Genomic DNA, 3183 nt, shown 5'->3' with positions numbered 1-3183 from the left:
GGCCCCGTGGATTACCTCACGCAGCGTGGCGCGCCAGAATCCGGCTCGCTGCTGGACTCCGCACGGCCTGCAACATCCCTTCCCGGCGACCAACGCGCTCGTCGCGACCGCGCTCTCCATCAACCACTTCGCTCAGCAACACCGAGGACGAGCTGCCTGAGTTGGTTGGCCCGTATCGAAGCGTGGCGGGGATGAGGATTGACCCCACGAGGGTGGGAAGCGCGAGGGTCTTCCGCACCTGGGGATGGTCAACCGGTCTCATCGTCTCCGAGGCCATCAAGACCGCCCTGGCATTCGCACGCGTCACGGGCGCCGCCTTCGAGGACGTTTAGGCACACCCGCTCGCAGTGATGCCCACGGGCGTTGAGCACAGCGCTGCCTGCTCCTCGAGGTCCTCCTTCGAACCACAGCGGCCCTCATCGCAATCACTGCCGGGAGTGGCAAGGCTTGCCGCCGTCCTCTCGGCAACCCTTGCCGTTCCCCACGGCCGTCCTCTCTGAGTGGCCATTGGCATTCGGGTTGCTCTGCCCGGGCTCACTCCGTGCCGCGGAGCCGCATGGTGCGGTGTCCCGGCTCGGAGCCCCCTCGGCCATGCTCGGCGGACGGTCGCTCCGCTCGCGCATGGCTGTCATTGAAAGGACCGGGTCTCTCCGTGCGCAACCTCCTCCTCGCCCTCCCGCTCGCCACCCTCACCGCCGCCTGTGGCGGTGAGCCCCTCGCACCCGAGACGCCCTCGGTCGCCGATGAGGCCACCGGCCAGGCCGCGCAACAGGTCACCCTCGACGGCACCTATACGTGGCGCGTCAATGAGATCTCCTTCACCTCCTCGGCCATCGGCTCGGCCACCAACCGCACCTGCTTCCTCAGCGCTCTCGGCGGCAGCCTCCAGGAGAACCCCTCCAACGACGGAGTCCGGAGCTTCGCCGGAGTCAACATCTTCGAGGACCAGTGGCTCATCGTCGTGAGGCAGAACGCGGACGCGGCCCTCTCCACCACCGCCAGGTGTGTCAATACCGCCGCCAACCGCACCGCCGAGGTCTCCTGGTCCAACGGCGAGGCCGCCAAGGTCCTGGGCGCCATGACGGCCGACCGCCGCTGCTTCCTCACCCGGGTTGAGGCCTCCGGCGCCTTCAACTCCACCTCCGAATACGTCCGCGTCTGGAACGACGGCCTCAACTGGTACCTCGGGGGTGACCTCGCCGACGCGGGTGGCGCCCGCGCCATCTGCGTCGACATCCCCGAGAGCGTCGGCAATGGGTGGCAGTTGATCTCCGGCTCCGGCGGCCAGAGCACGGACCTCGCCTACAACCCCGGCGGCGTCGCCTGCTTCCTCTCCGGCATCGGCGGCCGTTTCAACCAGGACAGCTACTCGGACGGCGTGAGCGTCGACTACAACTCCGGCACCCGCACCTGGGAGATGGCCCTCTCCCCCTTCAAGCGCGGCTGGGCCCACTGCGTCAAGTAATCCCTCTCACCCCAAGGCCTGGGTCCGTCTACAGCGGGCCCAGGCCCCTCTCCCAGACATCCCTCACCGCGCTCAAGTCATCGAAGCCGCACCCCGTCGCCCCCGCGATGACCGTCTCCACCAACTGAAACCCATACCCGCGATACGCCGCGATGCTCGCTCGGATATCCGCCACCGCCGGGTCTCTGTCCCCATACACATAGAACAGCCGCGTCGACCCCCGCTGCCCCGCGTCCCACTCCAGCGCGCCACTCCACGACGCGGACCCTCCGCACCCCAACGCCACAACGCCTCGGTACCTGTTCCCATACCGAGGCACGAAGCTCCCCGTCAGGAACACCGAGCCCCCCGCGGACCCTCCGAACAGGATGGGCTCGTTCACGATGTCCCACCGCTTGCGAAGCGCGTCGATGACCTCCACCAGCGCCGCCGCGTTCTCTCCCGCCTCGTCCCGGTCCGCCGCCGTCTCCGTCCCCGTACACGTCGTCAGCGACAGCCGCGTCCACCACGCGCATCGGTTGGGGGCCATCGCCGACACGTAGAGCGTCTGTAACCGACCGATGGGAGACGTCCAGTACCCGTCCGGGTTTGGCAGTCCTGAGGAATGACGAGTCCCGCCCCATGCGAGGGTCAGTGGACGGGTAACGCTCTCGGAGGGGCAGCAGGTCAGCCGCGTGCGTCAGGAGGTGTTGGCAGCGAGGCGACGACTCCAGGGACCTGGTAGGAGTTCATCCAGCCGGCTTGCCGGGTGGTACTGCACGCGAAGCAAGACGTCGGAGAGGTACTCGCGCGGATTGATGCCGTTCGCCGAGCAGCTGGCGACGAGCGAGTAGAGACCCGCGAGGTTGCGGCCCGCGCGGTCATGTCCGACAAACAGAAAGTTCTTCCGTCCGAGGGCAATGGGAGTTTCATTGTGCGTCACCTCTTCGGGGCGTTGTCGACCGCTTCACGCGACGGCGGGGCTTGCTCGCGCCGCGAGGGCTCCTACGTCGCTTGTGGACGGCCTCAAGCACGTGTGTCGCTCGCAGGTCCTCCGCTCGAATCTGCCACGGAGCATCCGGCATCACCTGCTTGGCGGGGAGAAGCCCACACTGGATGAGTTTTCGAATGGCTTGGTTCGGCACGCCGAGGGCTGCGGCAGCATCCCGCATGGTGAGCCAGCCGCTGTCCTGCCGGCCAGAGGCGTAGGCTGGAATTCGGGCCGTCCGTCGGTACGCAGCGACGCGCCTATGGGTCCACGCAAGGCCGTGGCCAGTTCGGTGGCCCGCCTGGTTGAGACGTACCGCCATGGCCGCGTCCGACTGCTCGCCAGCCATCGCACGAATCATCGCATCGGCGTCGGCGGAGGCACGCTTGCGGTGCTCTCCCGTGGCGGGCTTGCGTGCTCGCACCTCTGAGTGCTGCCCACCCCGCCAGTGAATGATGAGCACCAGCTCTCGGCGAGCATCGTCGATGTCGACGACTACCTCCTCAATCAGGGTACGCACCAGTCGCTGCTTCAAGGCGGCATCCGCCCCTGAGGCGTCCCATGCTGTGCGCAGGTCGCCTGCCAAACGTAACAGCGCTTCGCGGTCCGGGACGGAGGCAGACGAAGGCTCCCGCTCACTGACGCGCTGCTCGCATGCACGCAGTTGCGTGAGTGCCGCATTCCATCGCGCTTCCAACTCGGCGGCGACGAGTCGATTGTCCGGGTCAACGGCTTCGTAGCGACGCTGTGC

At 67.5% G+C, this 3183-nt stretch carries 3 protein-coding genes and 1 pseudogene; 1 reads left to right on the top strand and 3 read right to left on the bottom strand.

The genetic code is table 11. The features are described 5' to 3' along the window. Window positions 1-652: 652 nt before the first annotated feature. Complete coding sequence (locus K8625_RS43415; RefSeq protein ID WP_223786085.1) at window positions 653-1465, top strand: hypothetical protein; 813 nt, start codon at window positions 653-655, stop codon at window positions 1463-1465. Between the two features lie 28 nt (window positions 1466-1493). Here the strand turns inward: K8625_RS43415 and K8625_RS43410 are convergent, their stop codons facing one another. The 3 genes and pseudogenes from K8625_RS43410 to K8625_RS43400 all read right to left on the bottom strand — a co-directional run. Further along, window positions 1494-1994 (bottom strand): hypothetical protein, encoded by a 501-nt coding sequence (locus K8625_RS43410; RefSeq protein ID WP_223786084.1) that lies wholly within the window; start codon window positions 1992-1994, stop codon window positions 1494-1496. A 150-nt stretch (window positions 1995-2144) separates the two neighbouring features. Continuing rightward, window positions 2145-2363: pseudogene (locus K8625_RS43405) on the bottom strand (transposase domain-containing protein); the annotation flags it as partial. 10 nt (window positions 2364-2373) lie between these two features. Beyond that, window positions 2374-3183: hypothetical protein (locus K8625_RS43400; RefSeq protein WP_223786083.1), on the bottom strand; the 810-nt coding region annotated here is incomplete at its 5' end.

This window comes from Myxococcus sp. AS-1-15 (assembly GCF_020037055.1).
In the GTDB taxonomy this organism is placed as follows: domain Bacteria; phylum Myxococcota; class Myxococcia; order Myxococcales; family Myxococcaceae; genus Myxococcus; species Myxococcus fulvus.
This window is presented reverse-complemented; position numbering and strand designations above follow the sequence as displayed.